Genomic DNA, 2,452 nt, shown 5'->3' on the forward strand with positions numbered 1-2,452 from the left:
AGATTTTAATTCGCCATGTTGCAGAGCCCGGAACACAACGTTTGTTGTTGCAAAAGCACGATATTGATGTTGCTCGTGATTTGACACCTGAAGATCTTGCAGATCTGCAAAAAACAACAGATGTTAAAATCGAAGAAGTGTTAGAACCATCTATGATGTACTGGGGATTTAACATGACAAATCCTATTTTTGCTAAGGAAAAAGTGCGTTTGGCGATGCGTTATCTCATAGATTATGAAGGTCTTGGCAAGAAGCTTCTCAAAGGTGTTGGTATTCCACGGGCCAGTTTTATTCCTCTTGGCAACTTTGGGGCTTTAGATGAAAAAGAAGGGCAACCCTTTAAACTTGATATTCAAAAAGCCAAGCAGCTTTTAGCAGAAGCTGGTTATCCGAATGGATTTGAGGCAAATTTTCTCGTATCAAATGCTCCTTATAGGGTGTTAGTTGCTCAGTCACTCCAAGATAGTGCCGCAAAGGCGGGGGTGCGTCTTAAAATTGAACGGATGGCCGGTACACAGTTGTTTTCTAAACTTTATGCACGGGCTTTTGATACGATTTTTGTCGGATGGAATAATGATTCTGCGGATCCTCATACCATGGCTTCACGTCTTGTTTATAATCCAGATAATCGGCTTGAGGCAAAAAATACCGCCTATCCTAGTTGGCAATATGGGTATTTAGATGAAACGATGAATCAAAAGGTTCAGGATGCATTGTTTCAAAAAGATCCGCAAAAACGGGCACAACTCTATGCTGATTTACAACGTGAATTGATGCAAAAAGGACCTTATGCGTTTATCTTTCAGAAATATACTGTTATCGCGATGACGCCTGATATCAAAAAGTGGGTTTGGAATAGTGCGCCACATATTTTTTATAGTAAAATTGAAAAATAAGAGTGTCTTCAATGCTGTTCAATAGATAAAGGGCATCGTCATGATATATTCGGCGTATTGTATAAATTTTCAAGTTTTGCAATGCGTCGAAGATCATAGGTAATGCGTGATATATTGTTGAATGTCTTTTCAAGACATTCGTTTAAAGATATTTTTCATTCTCATTAGAGGTGTATTTAAATGGATGTTAAGATCGATATTTCAATTTTTCTGAATTAGAAAGTGGTCAATTTATTTGTTAAAAAACTGAGAGTAACATAAAAAAACTAAGTGTAACAAATATCGCGGAATTTAGTGGTGCTAAAGGTGCAAAGGTTTTGCGATGTTGAAGGAAAGTTTTGTTATGGGGGTACACAAGAGATATCAGTTTTTTATGGTGTTTATATTTTCTTTTGCTTTGAAAGATGATGAGATGTCATTTGGAGGGTGTTATTTTACGAGGAGTGATGAAAAAATTAAATTTTCTTTTGAAGAAGGAATAAAAGTCGTTGCATTTGGCAAACTAACGAATTTTTCTGTTTTATCAAATCGTCAAATTGTTATGAAGGCTCGTTGTTATTAAGGTACTTGAGCTAAAAGGGGTAGTGCTTTGATGGTATAGAAAACGCCGGAAGAAATACGAGACAAGCTTGCTTAACAAGATAGAAAAAATACAGGTTTTATAGTCTTCAATAGTAGGCGTTATGATATCGTGATTAAGCTCTGTTGTTGGTGAGCGTTCATTGTATATCAGAGTGTTTTCCTTTGTATGTTTTAGTTTGGCTTATAAGTGTAGACAAGAGGAGTCATTGGCAAGAGGTGCTTGTTCTTGAAGATTTTAAAGTTTGGTCTTTAGGAGCCTATCGTTCGTCTAAACTTAAATTAAGCACGTTTTGCTGCATGGAGAATTTATACAATAAACGTTAAAAGGAAAATTCTATGAACATGAAAAGAAAAATATTGAAAAAGGGCAGTTCTTTTGTTTCTGCTGTTCTTGCAATGGGGATGTTTGTGCAACAAGTTTCAGCAAAAACACCCGCCGATACGCTTGTGATGGCTTGGAATCTCGATCCAATAAATACATTTGACCCTGCACAACTCAATGACCGTTATGGAATTGAAGTGGTTAACAATATTTGTGATAATTTAGTCGTTTCTGCTACAGATGATGCGGCTAAAATGGTTCCCTCGTTAGCGAAGAGTTGGGATGTTTCAAGTGATGATCAGAGTACGGTGATTACTTTTCACTTGCGTGATGGTTTAAAGTTTTATGATGGTCGTTCTGCGAATGCCAATGATCTTGTTTGGGGTATGAAGCGGGTTGTCAAATTGAAATTGGCTAATGCGGCAACATTTAATGAATATGGAATTACAGAACAAAACGTTGATGAGGCTTTTCAAGCACCGGACGACAAAACAGTGGTGATGAAATTTGATAAACCTTATCCAGCAGAGCTTATTCTTAGCAATATTTCCACTAATCGCACTGCTGCCTTGCTGGATCGTGAGACACTCATGAAACACGAAAAAGATGGTGATATGGGAAACCGGTATTTGGCAAGCCATTCTGCTTGCGT

Annotated in this window: 3 protein-coding genes; all 3 read left to right on the top strand. The window is 37.4% G+C overall.

Features of this window, described 5'->3' with window-relative positions; translation table 11 throughout:
* Window positions 1-896: ABC transporter substrate-binding protein (locus ACFING_RS08750; RefSeq protein WP_375630518.1), on the top strand; the 896-nt coding region annotated here is incomplete at its 5' end.
* 343 nt (window positions 897-1,239) lie between these two features.
* Complete coding sequence (locus tag ACFING_RS08755) at window positions 1,240-1,458, top strand: hypothetical protein (protein ID WP_375630520.1); 219 nt, start codon at window positions 1,240-1,242, stop codon at window positions 1,456-1,458.
* Window positions 1,459-1,814: 356 nt separating this feature from the next.
* Window positions 1,815-2,452, top strand: a 638-nt coding sequence (locus ACFING_RS08760; RefSeq protein ID WP_375630522.1) for an ABC transporter substrate-binding protein, incomplete at its 3' end; no start/stop codon positions are given.

Source organism: Bartonella sp. AP150HLJHH, assembly GCF_042196385.1.
GTDB lineage: Bacteria > Pseudomonadota > Alphaproteobacteria > Rhizobiales > Rhizobiaceae > Bartonella.

What these genes read in the sequence shown, in the direction of transcription:
- ACFING_RS08755 (WP_375630520.1), top strand. Translation starts at nt 1,240, where the DNA reads ATGGGGGTACACAAGAGATATCAGTTTTTTATGGTGTTTATATTTTCT.